Below are 17,130 nucleotides of genomic sequence, written 5' to 3' on the forward strand. Positions count from 1 at the left end.
CTAACCCTCTCTCTTCCCGACTTTTTCTTAGTGGATATCGAGACCTGATAATCGGATGATGCCTGAACAATATCGCTATACCTTGCCTGGCAAAGCGGGTGAACAACGCCTGTTAGGTCAGCTTACCGGCGCAGCCTGCGCCGTCGAATGCGCCGAGATCGTTGAACGTCACGCCGGACTGGTGGTGCTGATTACCCCTGACATGCAGAATGCCCTGCGGTTGCGCGACGAAATTCGGCAGTTTACCGCTCAGCCGGTCATGATGCTGCCGGATTGGGAAACCCTTCCGTACGACAGTTTCTCGCCCCACCAGGAAATTATCTCCGCCCGTTTATCCACGCTGTACCAGTTACCCTCGCTGACGCGCGGCGTGTTGATCCTGCCGGTCAATACCCTGATGCAGAAAGTGTGTCCGCACGCGTTCCTGCACGGCCATGCGCTGATGCTGAAAAAAGGCCAGCGTCTGTCGCGCGATAGGCTGCGCAATCAATTGGAACAGGCCGGTTACCGCAGCGTCGATCAGGTGATGGAGCATGGCGAGTTCGCCACCCGCGGCGCGCTGCTCGACCTGTTTCCGATGGGCAGCGAAGAGCCGTTCCGTATCGATTTCTTCGACGATGAAATCGACAGCCTGCGCCTGTTTGACGCCGATACCCAACGCACGCTGAATGAAGTCGAACACATTCATCTGTTGCCGGCACGCGAGTTCCCTACCGACAAAACCGCGATTGAGCTGTTTCGCAGCCAGTGGCGCGAGCAATTTGAGGTCAGGCGCGACGCCGAGCACGTCTATCAGCAGGTGAGCAAAGGCACCCTGCCCGCCGGGATCGAATACTGGCAGCCGCTGTTCTTCAGTCAGCCGTTGCCGGCGCTGTTCAGCTATCTGCCGGCCGATACGCTGCTGGTTAATACCGGCGATATTCAGCAAGGCGCCGAGCGTTTCTGGCAGGATATCCAGCAGCGCCATGACAGCCGCCGGGTCGACCCAATGCGCCCGCTGTTGCCGCCGGATACGCTGTGGTTGCCGGTTGATTCGCTGTTTGGCGAACTCAAACAATGGCCGCGCGTACAACTGCGCAGCGACACGCTGCCGGATAAAGCCGCCAATATCAATCTGGGTTACCAGCCGTTGCCGGACCTGGCTGTCCAGCACCAGAACAAATCGCCGCTGGATGCGCTGCGCCGTTTCGTGGAGCAGTTCGGCGGGCAGATTGTCTTTTCCGTGGAAAGCGAAGGCCGCCGGGAAACGTTGCAGGAGTTGCTATCCCGTATCAAGTTGTCCCCTGCGCCGGTGAAGAGCCTGGAGCAGACGGCGTCGCCGGGTTGCTACCTGATGATAGGCGCCAGCGAGCACGGCTTTATTGATACCCTGCGCCAGCGCACCCTGATCTGCGAAAGCGATCTGCTGGGCGAGCGCGTCAGCCGTCGCCGCCAGGACAGCCGCCGCACCATCAACACCGATACCCTGATCCGCAACCTGGCGGAATTGCGCCCGGGCCAGCCGGTGGTGCACCTCGAACACGGCGTCGGCCGTTATGCCGGGCTGACCACGCTGGAAGCGGGCGGCATCAAGGCGGAATACCTGATTCTGCATTACGCCGGCGAAGACAAACTGTATGTGCCGGTGTCGTCTTTGCATCTTATCAGCCGCTATGCCGGCGGCGCCGAGGACAGCGCGCCGTTGCACAAGCTGGGCGGCGACGCCTGGACGCGGGCGCGGCAGAAAGCGGCGGAAAAAGTGCGTGACGTGGCCGCCGAACTGCTGGATGTCTATGCCCAGCGCGCCGCTCACACCGGCTTCGCCTTCAAACACGACCGGGAACAGTATCAGCTGTTCTGTCAGGGGTTCCCGTTTGATACCACGCCAGATCAGGCGCAGGCCATCAACGCCGTGCTGAGCGATATGTGCCGCCCGCTGGCGATGGACCGTCTGGTGTGCGGCGACGTCGGCTTCGGCAAAACCGAAGTCGCGATGCGCGCCGCGTTTCTGGCGGTGGAAAACCACAAGCAGGTGGCGGTGCTGGTGCCGACCACCCTGCTGGCTCAGCAGCACTTCGACAATTTCCGCGATCGTTTCGCCAACTGGCCGGTGCGCATTGAAATGCTGTCCCGCTTCCGTAGCCAGAAAGAACAAACCCAGGTGCTGGAGCAAACGCAGGAAGGCAAGGTGGATATTTTGATCGGTACCCACAAATTACTGCAAAGCGATGTGCGCTGGCGGGATTTGGGGTTGCTGATCGTCGATGAAGAGCACCGCTTCGGCGTGCGCCACAAAGAGCGTATCAAGGCGATGCGCGCCAACGTCGATATCCTGACGCTCACCGCGACGCCGATTCCGCGTACCCTGAACATGGCGATGAGCGGCATCCGCGATCTGTCGATCATCGCCACGCCGCCGGCGCGCCGTCTGGCGGTCAAAACCTTTGTGCGCGAGTACGACAGCTTGGTGGTGCGTGAGGCTATCCTGCGTGAAATCCTGCGCGGCGGGCAGGTGTACTACCTCTACAACGACGTAGAAAACATCGAGAAAGCCGCCCAACGGCTGAACGAGCTGGTGCCGGAAGCCCGTATCACCATCGGCCACGGCCAGATGCGCGAGCGCGATCTGGAGCGGGTGATGAACGATTTCCATCACCAGCGTTTCAATGTGCTGGTATGCACCACCATCATTGAGACCGGCATCGATATTCCGAGCGCCAATACCATCATCATCGAACGCGCCGACCACTTCGGTCTGGCGCAGTTGCATCAGCTGCGCGGCCGCGTCGGGCGATCTCACCATCAGGCTTACGCTTACCTGCTTACGCCGAATCCCAAGGCGATGAGCAGCGACGCCCACAAACGGCTGGAAGCCATCGCCTCGCTGGAAGATCTGGGGGCGGGTTTCGCCCTCGCCACCCACGATTTGGAAATTCGCGGCGCGGGCGAACTGCTCGGCGAAGACCAGAGCGGCCAGATGGAAAGCGTCGGCTTCTCGCTGTACATGGACCTGCTGGAAAGTGCGGTGGAGTCGCTCAAAGTTGGACGAGAGCCATCGCTGGAAGACCTGATCAGCAGCCAGACCGACGTGGAACTGCGTTTGCCGGCCCTGTTGCCGGACGACTTCATTCCGGACGTCAATACCCGCTTGTCGTTTTACAAACGTATCGCCAGCGCCAAAAACGACAACGAATTGGATGACCTGAAGGCCGAACTGATCGACCGTTTCGGCAAACTGCCGGACGCCGCCCGCCATCTGTTGCAGGTAGCCGGTTTGCGTCAGCAGGCGCAAATACTGGGCATCAAGCGTATCGAAGGTAACGACAAGGGCGGTTTTGTCGAATTCAGCCAGCATAATCGCGTCGATCCCACCCATCTGATCGGCCTGCTGCAGCGCGACCCAAAAGTTTATCGTCTGGATGGCCCCAGCCGGTTGAAATTCATCAAGGATCTGAATGGATATCCGCAACGGCTGACGTTTATCACCACCCTGTTGGAGGAGATGGCGCAGCATACGTGTGCCGCCTGATTATTTTTCTGCCCTAATTTGTGATGGCCCGACTAAAATCAAAGGAATAACCGCCGATATATACCCAAGTAATTCGAGTTGCAGGAAGGCGGCAACCGCGCGAACCCCCAGGCGCTTATTCAAATCAGTGACGGGGGAACGACAACTCAACAGTAAGCAGAGTTGAACGCAGCGTGCAGCAGCCCCGCAGAGGCAAGGTCCAGGGAGGGCCGAGTAATAAAGCCAACACACCTGCAACTTAAAATGTAACGGGTATAGAAAAACTATAAGGTCAGCTAAAGGGCCACACACAAATGAATAAACTAATCGCTTTTTTGACCTTTTTAGCGATGTTCGCCGTGGGCTTATGTGCTATTTACTACCAGGACTATCGTGCTGAGCGTAAGAGCGCTTACGCCAATGCGGAAAGAGCAGTTAGAAATATCGAGGAAATTCTCAACGAAGCTAAAGATGCGGTGGAAGACAGCAAACCGCTACTGGCTCAGTCCTGCACGCCTGACGTCATCCGGCAGTTGAATATGACGGCGGCGATCGCCAGCCATCTGCGTACCGTCAGCCTGATAAAAAATGATGTGGTGTACTGTTCGTCGCTGTATGGCGTGGATAATCGCCCGGCGTCGCTGGGACGCTTTCATATGCGGGAACTGGCGCTGCTGGCCGGCAACTCCGTCACGCCGGAAAGGACGCTGATTATGTATCTCGGCACCACGGCGGACGGCAGCATCGGCGTGGCGATACATGGCCAGCATTTAACCAACGTGCTGGATCTACTCAGCAAGCGGCGGGACCTGTATTTACTGGTCGGCAATACCTGGATATCGCGTGATAATAAGGTATCGGCATTTAACCCCGACGATTCGCGTAATTTTGTCATTATCCCTTCCAGCCGCTACCACTTTTCCATCCTTTTTCCCCACGACGACAAATATTCTCTTGCCGACTTTTGGGATCAGGAAAAAATGACGTTGCTGGTGGTGTTCCTGATTGCCCTCGGCTCCGGTTTTCTGGCTTATAAATATTCGACACGTTTCAACTCTCCTTACGACGGCATTCGACGCGCCATCGAAAATCAGGAAGTGCTGCCCTATTACCAGCCGGTTATCGCCACCGAATCACAGGAAATTTACGGTGTGGAAGTGCTGGCGCGCTGGCATCACCCGAAGAGCGGTTTTATTTCCCCCGATATTTTTATTCCGCTGTGTGAACAAAGCGGTTTGATTATCCCGATGACCCGCTCGTTAATGAGCAGCGTAGTGCGCGATTTAACATCCCATCTCGACACCCTGCCGGACCATTTGCATATCGGCATCAATATCAGCGCCCAACACTGCCAGTCCGACGATTTTATTACCGACTGTCAGAACTTCATCGCCGCTTTTGGCGAGAAAAAAGTGCATTTGATCATTGAAATTACCGAGCGGGAAAAAATCGAAATTACACCGGAGACTATCGCCTTCTTCAAAAAACTAAGCGACGCCGGCGTGCTGATCGCGCTGGACGATTTCGGCACCGGCTATTCCAATTTTGACTATCTCAGAAAACTGCATGTGAACGTCATCAAGATCGATCAGTCGTTTGTCAGCATGATCGACGAGGACGATCCGCAATCCAGCACGCTGGTCAACTGCGTTATCGATCTGGCGCAACAGATGAACCTGATGACCGTCGCCGAAGGGGTGGAAACCGAATATCAGGCCGCGTTTCTATCTCGCAAACAGATCAATTTCATGCAGGGATATTTTTTCTCCCGACCGCTGCCGTTTGACGAACTGGCGCAAACCTGGCTCAGCAAACGCTGAGCCAGCGTGTCGCTTCACCGACGTCTGACGATAAACACGGTTTATCCGTCCCTCCGTCTTTACAAGCTCGGAGACAAGCGGTAAATTCCCGCCCCTTCTCTACTGGCATGGGGATAAAAAAACAATGTTTGTCGGCTTTGACTATGGTACGGCCAACTGCTCGCTGGCCGTAATGGAAAACGGAACGCCGCGCTTGCTGCGGCTGGAGCAACAGTCGCCCTATTTGCAGTCGATGCTGTGCGCGCCCAGCCGCGAGGCGGTCAGCGAATGGCTGTGGCGGCATCATCAGGTCACGGCGGAAGGTGAAAACGCCCAACTGCTGCAACGCGCCATCAACCACAACCGTGAGGAAGATATTCGGGTTCAGCCGGACAGCGTCAGGTTCGGGCTGGCGGCGCTGGCGCATTACATGGATGACCCGCAAGACGTGTGGTTCGTGAAATCGCCCAAATCGTTTCTCGGCGCCACCGGGCTGAAAGCCCAGCAAATAGCGCTGTTTGAAGATCTGGTCTGCACCATGATGCTGCACATTCGCCAGCAGGCCGAGCAACAGCTCGACCAGCCGATCGAGCAGGCGGTGATTGGCCGGCCGATCAACTTTCAGGGAATAGGCGGCGAAGAGTCCAACCGTCAGGCACAAGGCATTCTGGAACGGGCGGCGCAACGCGCCGGGTTCCGGCAGGTCGCGTTCCAGTTTGAACCGGTGGCCGCCGGCCTCGATTTCGAAGCCACGCTGCAGCAGGAAAAACGGGTGCTGGTCGTGGATATCGGCGGCGGCACCACCGACTGTTCGATGCTGCTGATGGGGCCAGACTGGCGCGCCCGCCGCGAACGCGAGGAAAGTCTGCTGGGTCACAGCGGCTGTCGGGTCGGCGGCAACGATCTGGACATCATGCTGGCGTTTCGGCAGTTCTGCCCGCTGCTGGGGATGAACGGCATCACCGAGAAAGGCACCGCGCTGCCGGTGTTGCCCTGGTGGAACGCCGTCGCCATCAACGACGTGCCGGCGCAGGCGGAATTCTACAGCAGCGCCTGCGGCAAGCTGCTGCGCGATTTGATCCGCGATGCGCGCGAACCCGACCGGGTAGAGCGCCTGCTGACGGTATGGCGCCAGCGGCTCAGCTACCGTTTGGTTAGGCTGGCGGAAGAGCAGAAAATCGCCTTGTCGCAGGCCGACACCTCACAGGCTAGCCTGCCGTTTATCGCGCCGGATCTGGAAACCCGCGTCAGCGTGAATCAACTGGAAGAGGCGATCGCCCAGCCGCTGGAACACATCAAACAGCAGCTCATTCAGGCCCAGAAAAACAGTCAGACCCGACCGGATGTGATTTACCTGACCGGCGGCAGCGCCCGCTCGCCGTTGCTGCGCGCCGCCATCAGCGAATGTCTGCCCGATGTGCCGATCGCCAGCGGCGACGACTTCGGTTCCGTCACCGCCGGGCTGGCTCGCTGGGCCGAGACACTGTTCCGTTAAAACACGGTGCCGATAAACGGTATTCCGTTCGTCAAACGCCTCAGGACACGGCTGTCGTGAGGCGTTCAAACCAGCGCTGGCTGTCGTAATCGTCGGTCAGCATAATCCCGAATTGCTGTTGCAAGCAGTCCAGATAATCACGATGGCTGTCGATCCTTCGTTCGCTTTTCTGCCCATGTCGGGTCACGATCAGACGGTTGTCCGATAACGTCACTCGCCCTTGCGGCGTTACGCGGGTACAAAGTGATTTGCTGGTGAAAGGCGACGACGGCGAGGTCTGGTGGTAATGCGCCATGTCGGCGTACTCCTCCAGCTGTCGGGGTTGCGGCGTAAACTTGTACTGCGGTTTCCATGCGTGGCCCGCCGTCAGTTGCTGCAACTGGTAGCCGTCATCCGTGGCCGCCACCCGATAGCTGACCCGATCTTCGCGGGACACCGCGCCAGACAACGGCACCGGCACACAGAACGAATCGCCGAAACTGATATCGGCGATCACCGCCGCCTGCGGCAGTTCGACTTTCAGAAACAGATGATCGAATGGCTGCCCGTAATGACCGTCGTCGTTCCACACCTGACCGGACAGCAGTTGCACGTCAAACCCCAATGCCTTCAGCAGCAGATAAAATCCGTAGTTGAGTTCGTAGCAGAACCCGCCGCGTCGCTCATCAACGATCTTGCGATAGATGGCGGAAGGGTCCAGGCGTATCGGTTTCCCGAACACCACATCCAGGTTTTCAAACGGAATGTGCGTAAGATGAGCAAGATGGAGCTGATGCAGCAGTAAAGCCGGCTCCGCGGGCAATGAACTGACGCCAATACGTTGCAGATAGCGTTGAACTTCTGAATTATCCAGCATATGTCTTCCCGGTGCCTGAATAAAAGCCTATCCCCGTCATACTTCAGGTTGCAGGAAGGCCAATACACCCGCAGCTTGAAGTATGACGGTATAAAACCTCCAATGTGCGATTGATAATACCCCTTCGCTGCCTATTGATAAACGGGACGCCGCATCCGGCAGGCAATAAGGCGAGATCGGTCACGGGGCGGCGCATCAGCCAACCGGGCGCGCGCCGCCCGTCGGGTTAGCCGTTGGCTGGCAACCGATACTGCGCGCTGCGCTCGCCGTTGATATAGAGTGCGCGCCGTTCGTCAGGCGGTAGCTGTATGGTCACCATCCGCCACGCCGGAATGAAGGCGCCTTCCGGGCGGAAGGTGATATCGATACGCCGGGCGCTGCAACACACCTCCCAACGCAGCCACAACGCCTGTCCGTCGCGCCAGCGATGCGTTTCTCCGTCATCTTCAAACAATAGCCCTTGCTGCACGCCATTGCCCGTCAGCGGGAAGAGCAACAGGGTGCGCTGGTCATCTTCCGCCGGGCAGGTGAAATCCGTACGCGCCGACAGCGGCAGCATCGCTCCGGCCCGAACCAGCAACGGCAACCGTTCCAGCGGCGCATCGAGCGTCACGGTTTGCCCGCCGCTGAACCAGCCGCCGCGATAAAAGTCATACCAGCCGTCGCCATTATCCGGCAGATAGACCTCGCGCCGGCGTTGTCCCGGCTCCACCACGCTCGCCACCAACAGATCGCGTCCCAGCATGAAATCGTCGGTTTCCCCGAAGGTACGCCGGTCATGCTCGTGATCCAAAAAGGTCGGGCGCAACATCGGCTCGTCATCCGCATGCGCCTGCCACAGCAGGGTATACAGATACGGCAACAGCCGATAACGCAGTTGGATGGCGTCACGGATAATCGGCGTCACCGCCGGGTACATCCAGGGTTCGTTGACCGTGGCGTCGTCATTCCACGAGTGAATGGTAAACCGCGGATGCATCACCCCGTTTTGCACCCAGCGCGCAAACAGCTCGGCATCGGGCTTATTGCCGGCGAAACCGCCCACATCATGGCCCACGTTATACAGACCGGACAGACTCATGCCGACCCCCATACGGGTGTTGTAGCGCAGCGTCTGCCAACTGGTGCGGTTGTCCCCGCTCCAGGTCTGTACGTAGCGCTGCATGCCGGCGCTGCCGGAGCGCGAAATCAGATAAGGCCGCAGCGTCGGCGCAAACCGCTGCTGCGCCTCCATCGAGGCGCGCATCATCAGCAGCGGCATCAGTGGACGGATATGCTTGATGGCAATCGGCTGACCAAAGCCATGACAGCGCGCTTCGCCGTCCCAGATCTCAAATTCGTTGTTATCGTTCCAGGTGGAGTCGATGCCTTTTTCCAGCAGTTGCCGGGTCACGTTCTCCTGCCACCAGGCGACGGTATCCGGATTGGTGAAATCCAGATGGGAGCCTTCGTCGTCCCAGAAGCTGGAGCGTTCCGGGTTGTCCGACTGCGAATCGCGCACAAACAGCCCTTTGGCCGCCACCTCCTGATAGCGGGGGTGATCCTGTAACAAGCAAGGCTTGATATTGGCCGCCAGGTGCATACCGGCATCATGGAATGCCCGGCTCATTTGCTCCGGCTGCGGCACTTTGTCGTAGTTCCAGTTGAACACGTAACGTTTGTTGCCAATCGAGGTATAGCCGGACGAGAGCTGGAACGAATCGCACGGAATCGCATGCCGGCGACACAGTTCGATAAAGGACAACAGCTGTTGCTGAGCGTCCGGCGCGTCGGTGTAATGCATGGTGGACCCGCTGTAACCGAGGCTCCATTTGGGGCCGAAACAGGTTTTGCCGGTAAGCCGGACAAAGGCTTTGGTTACATCGAGAATGGCGGGGCCGAGCAGAAAATAATAATCCAGATCCCCGGCGTCGGCCTGATAGCGCCGGTAGGCCGGGTGGTAATTATCGATCTCGTTGCCCAGGTCCAGCCAGGTGGTGCTGAGATTGTCGTAAAACACGCCGTAGCTGGCCCCCGGTTGATTGACCAGGGTGAACGGCAGATGCTTGTAGAGCGGATCGGTGCTTTGCGCGTTATAGCCCATCGCATCCAGATTGCGGAATTCAAAGCGACGACCGGCGCGGTTTAAATCACCCGCCTTTTCCCCCAGCCCGTAGCAGCGTTCCTGCGGGGTACGCCGCTGATAGTGCGCCACGCCGTCGCCGTGCATATTGAGCAGATAGGCGCCGGTCGGCCGATCGGACGCCAGCGGCTGCCACTGCCCGTGCGCATCAAGGTATTCCCATGCCAGCCACAGCGGCTGATGCACCGTCACCCGCAATGGCCCGGTGCTGATCTGCAAGGCATCGCCTTGCCAACTTAGCGTATAGCCCGGCAGCGTAAATCCCTCGCTGCTCTCCCGTTCCCTGCCCTGCCACGGTACGTCCTGCTGCGGCGTGATGCTCCAGGTGCGATTCAACCGCAGTTCCCCATGCTGTTTAATCAGTACCCGCATCAGCCCCGGCGCCAGCACGTACAACAAAAAGCGGTGTGCGCCGTCCACCAGCAGTTCAACCCGATCCTCGGCCTGATGGTGCAATACCCAATGTTTCAATGTCTTCATAGCATCACTCATCTATTCGGAAGTTCTGTCAGTGCGCGCGCTGGCGACGTTCCGCGATGAACGCAATCAGGAACAGCGCGCCGAATAAATCAAAAAAGCCCATGGCGACAAACAGCGGACTGAAGCCAATCCTGTCGGCGGTAACGCCAATCAATAGTGAAAACAGGAAGCTGGCAATCCACGCGCTGGCGCCGCGCATACCGTTGACCGTCGCCATCTGGCCTTTATCGAACGAATCCACCACGACGGCGCTCAGCATGCAGGAAATGATTTGGTGGCCGAATCCGCCAATCGAAATCAGGATGATGGCCAGATAGGGATTTTCGGTCACGCTGACCAGCGCGAGCGACAGCATCAGAAACGCGCCGGTTACCGAACTGCCCACCACCGAGTTGATGCGTGAACAGCCAAACCACCGGGCGTAGAGCCGGGTCAGGTAACCGCTGGCGATACTGCCGAAGTCGGCGGCAAGAAACGGCAGCCAGGCGAACATGGCGATTTGCTTCAAATCCATGCCACGCTCTTTGGCCAGGTACAGCGGTACCCAGAAACTCAGCACCGCCCAGGCAGGTTCCGCCATAAACGCGGGAATGGCGATGCCGTAGAAACGGCGGTTTTTCATCACCGTTTTCATAGCGGTAAAAAACGGTTGTTTCACCGGCTCCGGCTCATTGTCCTGACGGATAAACGCCAGTTCCTCCTTGCTCAGGCGCGGGTGTTCTCCCGGGTTATGGTAAAACAGCCACCACAACACCACCCACAACATCGCCAGCACCCCGGCAAACAGGAATGCCCCTTGCCAGCCGAACGCGGAGTGCGCGACCACGATAATGGGCGGCGCCAGCATCGCACCGATGGAAAAGCCCACGCCGGCCCAACCGGCGGCGATGGGCCGTTCCTGGCGGGGAAACCACTCGCCGATGGTTTTGGCGTTGGCCGGCGTGGCCGCCGCTTCAGCTCCACCCATCATGAAACGCAAAATGGCAAGCTGCACCCAGCTCCCGGCGCCGGCATGCAGCAGGCACATCAGCGCCCAAATCACGGCGCAGATCATGAAGCCCAGCTTTAATCCAATCACGTCGATCAGCCATCCGCATAAAGGCTGAAATAGCGTATAGGCCAATTGAAAAGCGCCGACAATCCAGGAGTATTGCTCGGTGGTAATATTCAGCACCGTTTTTAATTCGGGCGCCAGAATACCCAGCGAATTGCGGGTAATATAATTAACGGTGACGCCAAACAGAAATAACGCCAGTATCCACCAGCGCAATTGTTTGAACTTTCGTTTTTCATTGATGACGGGCGAGGAATTAACGTCGAGACTCATGGTGATCTCCTTGCGGCAGACAACAGTGAAACGCCTCCCGGCGCAACACCATCCTGATGTTCTAATTTTCAGATTTTTATAAGTATTTTTATGTCGCGACGGCGTATTCCGCGGCGTGATGACGCCTGAAGAATCACGACCGATTCAGCGTAGAAAAATTAAAAAGCCGGAGATACTCACTTTTTTGCAACTATTTTCATGGTAGCGTCGAAATATATTATTTCCGGCCATTCATCCGCCGGCTGCCGCCATTTTTCTGGTGATGAAAATTTTTTCACGATTCAAATTGAACGGGATCACAAAATGAAAAAAAACCTCAAAATTCGTGAAATCGCCATGCAGACCGGCTTCTCCGTCAGTACCGTTTCCCGGGTGCTGGCGGGAAAATCCAATACCAGCGATGCGGCACGGACGCGAATTCTGACCTCTGCCCGGCAATACGGCGTGATGGATCATCTGGCCACCGGCCGCTTGCTGCTTAATAGCCTGACGGTGTTCGCGCCGGAGCGCGCTTTTAATCGCCGGGCGGATATTTTCTACCATAAGGTACTGGAAGGGATTCTCGACTCGCTGGACTCGCACGATGTACGCCTGCGCTACTGCGGGCTGGCGGAAAACGACAGCGATGCGGCGCTGTTTCTGGAAAAAATGTCGTCGCCGGAAACCGAAGGCGCCATTCTGATCGGCATTGACGATCCTTATATTCACGCGCTGGCGGCCGAATTGAACAAACCCTGCGTGCTGGTCAACTGTCTCGACAATAAAATGAAATTGTCCGGCGTGTCGCCTGCGCACCAGCTTATCGGCGAATTTGCCGCCAACTATCTGATCGATCAGGGGCACCGTCAGATCCTGACCCTGCTGTGCCTGCGGCGCTACACCATGGAGTGGCGACTGGCGGGCATTCGTGATGCCTATCAACAGCACAACCTGCCTTTTATTGACGACATCCATTTACTGACGCCCCGTGGCTTCGGCAGCGCGGAAACGGAACAGGCCGTCACTGATTTTCTGGCCGCCTGCCCGCGGGAACAGTACCCTACCGCCATACTGGCGGGCGGCGACTTTATGGCGGTGGGCGCCGTCAATGCGCTGCATAAAGCGAAGCTGCGCGTGCCGCAGGATATATCGGTCATGAGCATGGATGGCGCCAATCTGGCGGCGGTGCACGATATTCCGCTGACATCGGTGCTGATCCCGCGTGAAGAGTTGGGACGAGAGGCGGTGAGATTATTGCAGCTTCAGCTGATGCAGCCGGGACGAGGTACCGGCAATATTCTGCTTAACGGTACGCTGGCGGTGAGAGATTCGGTCAAACGCATTCGGCCCAGCCAGCGCCACTCGCCGGTGCAGGATACCGATTTATATGATGCATGAGTCAGGCGGGCGGTATCGACGGCATCAGGCCCGCGGTCAGCAGCGTGACAACGCGGGCCTGCCTGTCCGCCGCATCAGCTGGACTGACTGAGAATCAGCTGACCGTTGCGATCGAGCGGGATACGGGTGCCGGGATCGCGGTCCATCCGCACTTTTCCTTCCTGATCGCCGATTTTATAGGTGACATCATAACCCAGCACTTTCTGCGATTTGTCATACACCGTCTGGCAACGCTGTTGCGTGGAGGTGGTGGTATCACCGTCCTGCATTTTTCCCTGCACCTGATTGCCGGCGTATCCCCCGGCCAGCGCGCCGACTACCGTCGTCACATCGCGGCCACGGCCATTGCCGAACTGATGCCCCAGCACGCCGCCAGCCACGGCGCCCAGCAATGACCCGGCAATACGGTTTTCATCCTGTACCGGCTGGCGGTGCGTCACGGTGACATTACGGCATTCCTGACGCGGCGTTTTCACGGTTTCTTTGATAGGTGTTGCTGTCAGCACCTGTGCAAACTGCGGTCTGGACGCAAACACATCCAGACTGGCGACGGCTGCCACACCCAGAGCTGCAGCCATACCAATACCCACACCCGCTAACATTGACTTGTTCACAGGAAACCTCCTGAATAAATAACCACGCATCCTCCACTCCACCCTGCGTTGAGCGCTCTTACGGCTCATAACGGGCTGATGGCTTTTAACCCGAAAGCCCCACCTTCCGGGGCGCGGCGTGCGCGCTACGCCGCCTGACGTGATGAAGTCTGCCTAATCCACCAGGTACTCTCAATCGGATTTCTACCTCAAAAGGGTTGCACAGATAACAAAACCGTCACATTTGAGAGTTTTCTTACCTTTAGTTGGTGTTAGTGCAATATTTTATTCTGTGATGTGAACAATATAGCGGGGAATAACAGGTTGCCCGCCGAATAGCGGGCAACCGAGACGCCAGACCAGAGCTATCCGGCCTTAATGCAGTTTGAGACGCGGGCGGATCACCCGGTTGATGCTGCCGACCAACATCATCAGGCCGGTCTTGATGTAGCCATGCAGCGCAATCTGGTGCATGCGATACAGCGAAATGTAAACGAAGCGGGCAATACGTCCTTCCACCATCACCGAACCGCGCATCAGGTTGCCCATCAGGCTACCGACGGTGCTGAATTTAGACAATGACACCAGCGAACCGTGGTCTTTGTAGACGTAAGGCTTCAGCGACTGATTATTCATCAGCGCCAGGATGTTGCTGTAACAGCGCGACGCCATTTGATGCGCAGCCTGCGCGCGTGGCGGCACAAAGCCACCGCCCGGCTGTGGGCAGGACGCACAGTCGCCGATGGCGAAAATAGCCGGATCGCGCGTGGTCTGCAGCGTCGGCTCCACCACCAGCTGGTTGATCCGGTTGGTTTCCAGACCGGCAATGTCCTTCATGGCGTCGGCGGCCTTGATACCCGCCGCCCATACCATCAGGTCGGCGTCGATAAACTCGCCGTCCTTGGTGTTCAGGCCGTTCTGCTGGGCGCTGGTCACCATGGTTTTGGTCAGCACGCGCACGCCAAGCTTGGTCAGTTCATGGTGCGCCGCCGCAGAAATACGCGGCGGCAGCGCCGGCAGAATACGTTCCCCGGCTTCCACCAGCGTGACGTTGAGCGCCTGATTGCTGAGGCTGTCAAAACCGTAGCTGTGCAGCTGTTTCACCGCGTTGTGCAGTTCGGCGGACAGCTCCACCCCGGTGGCGCCCCCTCCGACAATCGCGATATTGACCTTCTCCTGCTGCCCCTGAGAAGCGGAGAACTTGAGGAACAGATTGAGCATTTCGTTATGGAAACGGCGGGCTTGTTTCGGGTTGTCCAGGAAAATGCAGTGATCTTTGACGCCCGGCGTACCGAAGTCATTGGAGGTGCTGCCCAGCGCCACCACCAGAATGTCGTACGACAGTGAACGGGCCGCCACCAGCAGTTCCCCCTGCTCGCCGCGGATTTCGGCCAGTTGGACGGTACGCTGCTCGCGGTCGATGTCGGTCATCATACCCAACTGGAAATTGAAGTGATGATTGCGGGCATGCGCCAGGTAACTCAGCGCATCCATATCATCATCCAGCGAGCCGGTCGCCACTTCGTGCAGCAGCGGTTTCCACAGGTGGCTGTGGTTGCGATCCACCAGTGTTATTTCCGCCTTCTTCTTGCGACCCAGCTTATGCCCCAGACTGGTTGCCAGCTCCAGCCCTCCGGCGCCACCGCCGACAATCACGATTTTCTTGATTGGCAATGATGTCAAAATGACCCCCTGAAAATTTGTGAACCAATAGTTAATAAAGGGTAAAAAATAATATCCTTATATTACATATGGTTATGATAATGAAAATTGGATATATGCGATGAGAATAGCATGTAAGGTCATTTGGTCATACCAAAATTGATTTATATCAATTTATTTTAGTTACAGATCGTCAGAGCGAAGAATTAGACGTTGAGATCCAACAAGTTAGTGCAGCAGGTCAGCAGAGGGAAAGCGGCTGTCACCCCAGCCTGACGCGGGTTTGACAGCCACAAAGACAGTGTAGAGGAAAAATCACCCCAGTGATTTAAACGCCTTGATGCGTTGCAGGTGTGGCGAGATATCGCGGAATTTATGGCCTTCGCTCTCATTCCAGATGATTTCGTAGTATTCCCCCAGCAAACAGGCGCTGCGCTGGTTATTCAGCATTTCATCGTGGCGCGACAGCACCACCATGCAGCGATCGCGGTTTTTCTCGCGGAAATTCTCCACGCACTTGGTGGCGATGTCTGCGTACTCTTCCGGACGATCGATTTTGCCTTCCATGTTTTCCTGCGGGAACAGGTTGGGATTGAACATCACCTGGCGGATATCACACAGGAAACCGATGCGTTCAGCCCAAAAGCCACCCAGCCCGACGCCGCAAATCAGCGGGCGGTTATCCGCATTCAATTGCAGCATCTTGTCCACTTCCCTGAGCAGATGCTGCATATCATGGCGCGGATGCAGGGTACTGTAGCTCACCAGCCGGACATCCGGGTCGATGAACTGCAACTGCAGCACTTTCTCATGATTACCCGGACTGCTTGAATCAAAACCGTGCAAATAAATGATCATCGGTGCCTTCCCTCCAGCCTCATTTAGCAGGTGATTAACCGGCGGCTTTATGCGCCTGCCAGCGTTCACTCAGTGCCGTCAACTGCGACGTCGCCTGCTTCCAGCGCGATGAATTCAGCAGTTCACGGCGAGTGATCAACCCCCGATGATAGAGCGTCTCCAACCCCGGTACTTTGACCGGAGACAGGTTATCCAACACGCTGATCGCGTCCTGACGCTGGTTACATACCAGAATCATGTCGCACCCCGCGTCCAGCGCCGCCTGCGCGCGTTCGGCGTAGCCGCCCATCACCGCCGCGCCTTCCATCGACAGGTCATCCGAGAAGATGATGCCGTCAAATCCCAATTCCTGACGCAGCACTTGTTTCAGCCAGTAGGGCGACCCGCTGGCCGGACGGGGATCGGCATCGGTGTAAATCACGTGCGCCGGCATCACCGCATCCAACTGCCGGCGAGCGATCAATTCCCGAAACACCCGCATATCCCGTTCCCGAATTTGCGCCAGCGGCCGCTCGTCCCGCGGCGTTTCCTTATGGGAATCCGCCGTTACCGCGCCATGACCGGGGAAATGCTTGCCGGTCGCCTTCATACCGGCGGCACGCATGCCGGCAATAAAACGCTCCACCACCGCCAGCAAGGTGTCCGGGTCGTCGTGGAAGGAACGGTCGCCAATCGCCGCGCTCTGGTGCCCGACATCCAATACCGGCGCAAAGCTGATATCGATATCCATGGCGATCATCTCCGCCGCCATCACCCAGCCAGCTTCTTCCGCCAGCAGTTGCGCCTGCGGCAACGGGTTCAATGCGGCAAACGACTGCGCGGCCGGCAGCGCGGTAAAACCGTCGCGAAACCGCTGCACGCGCCCGCCTTCCTGATCGACCGACACCACCAGCCGCTCGCGAGAGGCGCGACGCATCTGACGCACCAGTTCCGCCAACTGGTCGGCGTCGTGAAAGTTACGGCTAAACAGGATCACGCCACCCACCAGCGGATGCGCCAGCACTTCGCGATCTTCCGCATCCAGCTCATAGCCGGCCACATCTAACATTAACGGCCCCACAAACACCCCTTCTG

11 protein-coding genes are annotated in these 17,130 nt (G+C 57.6%); 4 read left to right on the top strand and 7 right to left on the bottom strand.

Annotation, left to right across the window (positions count from 1 at the left end; translation table 11 throughout):
* Positions 1-55: 55 nt before the first annotated feature.
* The 3 genes from mfd to yegD all read left to right on the top strand — a co-directional run bounded on the left by mfd (position 56) and on the right by yegD (position 6,781).
* Positions 56-3,508: a transcription-repair coupling factor gene (mfd, locus tag DXXMK7_RS13105; RefSeq protein ID WP_193745924.1), complete on the top strand. Its 3,453-nt coding sequence runs from the start codon at positions 56-58 to the stop codon at positions 3,506-3,508.
* A gap of 293 nt (positions 3,509-3,801) precedes the next feature.
* Positions 3,802-5,307 (top strand): EAL domain-containing protein, encoded by a 1,506-nt coding sequence (locus DXXMK7_RS13110; RefSeq protein WP_038919497.1) that lies wholly within the window; start codon positions 3,802-3,804, stop codon positions 5,305-5,307.
* Between the two features lie 124 nt (positions 5,308-5,431).
* Positions 5,432-6,781: a molecular chaperone gene (yegD, locus tag DXXMK7_RS13115; RefSeq protein WP_038919498.1), complete on the top strand. Its 1,350-nt coding sequence runs from the start codon at positions 5,432-5,434 to the stop codon at positions 6,779-6,781.
* Between the two features lie 40 nt (positions 6,782-6,821).
* Here yegD and DXXMK7_RS13120 read toward each other — a convergent pair whose 3' ends face one another.
* The 3 genes from DXXMK7_RS13120 to DXXMK7_RS13130 form a co-directional block, all read right to left on the bottom strand.
* Positions 6,822-7,637, bottom strand: a complete 816-nt coding sequence (locus DXXMK7_RS13120; RefSeq protein WP_038919499.1) for an arylamine N-acetyltransferase — start codon at positions 7,635-7,637, stop codon at positions 6,822-6,824.
* A 226-nt stretch (positions 7,638-7,863) separates the two neighbouring features.
* Positions 7,864-10,239: a TIM-barrel domain-containing protein gene (locus DXXMK7_RS13125; protein WP_038919500.1), complete on the bottom strand. Its 2,376-nt coding sequence runs from the start codon at positions 10,237-10,239 to the stop codon at positions 7,864-7,866.
* Positions 10,240-10,267: 28 nt separating this feature from the next.
* On the bottom strand, positions 10,268-11,566 hold the full coding sequence (locus tag DXXMK7_RS13130; RefSeq protein ID WP_038919501.1) for an MFS transporter: 1,299 nt from the start codon (positions 11,564-11,566) through the stop codon (positions 10,268-10,270).
* A 303-nt stretch (positions 11,567-11,869) separates the two neighbouring features.
* Here DXXMK7_RS13130 and DXXMK7_RS13135 point away from each other — a divergent pair, with 303 nt between their 5' ends.
* The gene (locus DXXMK7_RS13135) at positions 11,870-12,943 is read left to right on the top strand and encodes a LacI family DNA-binding transcriptional regulator (protein ID WP_038921029.1); all 1,074 of its coding nucleotides are present in this window, start codon (positions 11,870-11,872) and stop codon (positions 12,941-12,943) included.
* 74 nt (positions 12,944-13,017) lie between these two features.
* On the opposite strand, the gene DXXMK7_RS13140 is transcribed toward DXXMK7_RS13135, so the two are convergent.
* The 4 genes from DXXMK7_RS13140 to nagZ form a co-directional block, all read right to left on the bottom strand.
* The gene (locus DXXMK7_RS13140) at positions 13,018-13,557 is read right to left on the bottom strand and encodes a glycine zipper 2TM domain-containing protein (RefSeq protein WP_038919503.1); all 540 of its coding nucleotides are present in this window, start codon (positions 13,555-13,557) and stop codon (positions 13,018-13,020) included.
* A 354-nt stretch (positions 13,558-13,911) separates the two neighbouring features.
* Positions 13,912-15,219 (bottom strand): NAD(P)/FAD-dependent oxidoreductase, encoded by a 1,308-nt coding sequence (locus DXXMK7_RS13145; protein ID WP_038919504.1) that lies wholly within the window; start codon positions 15,217-15,219, stop codon positions 13,912-13,914.
* Between the two features lie 294 nt (positions 15,220-15,513).
* The gene (gene ycfP / locus DXXMK7_RS13150; protein ID WP_038668043.1) at positions 15,514-16,056 is read right to left on the bottom strand and encodes an alpha/beta hydrolase YcfP; all 543 of its coding nucleotides are present in this window, start codon (positions 16,054-16,056) and stop codon (positions 15,514-15,516) included.
* A gap of 34 nt (positions 16,057-16,090) precedes the next feature.
* Positions 16,091-17,116, bottom strand: coding sequence for a beta-N-acetylhexosaminidase (gene nagZ / locus DXXMK7_RS13155; RefSeq protein WP_038919505.1), 1,026 nt, complete (start codon positions 17,114-17,116; stop codon positions 16,091-16,093).
* Positions 17,117-17,130: the final 14 nt, after the last annotated feature.

Source organism: Dickeya sp. MK7 (genome assembly GCF_000406305.1).
GTDB lineage: Bacteria > Pseudomonadota > Gammaproteobacteria > Enterobacterales > Enterobacteriaceae > Dickeya > Dickeya fangzhongdai.